This is a genomic window from Paenibacillus sp. 01T422 (assembly GCF_056398785.1).
The window spans coordinates 1-486 of the sequence record NZ_JBFTQB010001622.1 but is presented as its reverse complement, the minus strand read 5'-3'; the positions used below and the strand labels follow the sequence as shown (position 1 = coordinate 486).

General features: G+C 38.7%; 1 protein-coding gene. It reads left to right on the top strand.

The annotated features are described in order from the left end of the window. Positions 1 to 438, top strand: a 438-nt coding sequence (locus AC1DUA_RS40460; protein ID WP_477504998.1) for a PepSY domain-containing protein, incomplete at its 5' end; no start/stop codon positions are given. Positions 439 to 486: the final 48 nt, after the last annotated feature.

Below are 486 nucleotides of genomic sequence, written 5' to 3'. Positions count from 1 at the left end.
GGCGTATACACGATCTATTCAACAACAGCAGATCCGAAGAAGCAAACGACCCTTCATATTGATCAATATAATGGAAAAGTGCTAGCGGACCAGCGATTTAAAGATTTCAGCCTCATGGCGAAAATCATAACAATTGGTATCGCACTGCATCAAGGTGAATACTTTGGAGTCGTCAATCAAATCATTTGTTTATTGATTTGCCTTGGTATTATTATGGTTGCTGTTAGCGGCATTATCATGTGGTGGTTGAGAAAACCTGAGAAGAGAGTAGGAGCGCCAGCGTTACCGAAAGATTTTAAAATGGTCAAATGGGTAGCAGTAATTACTATTGGTTTAGGCATCATTTTTCCTCTAGTTGGAATTTCTTTGCTAATTGTTCTTACTTTGGATGCACTAGTTATTCGTAGAGTACCTGCATTAAAGCAACTGCTTGGTTGATTCATTTCTTCAAAATTACATTGTGAGGTGGAGATGAGCATGAGTCAA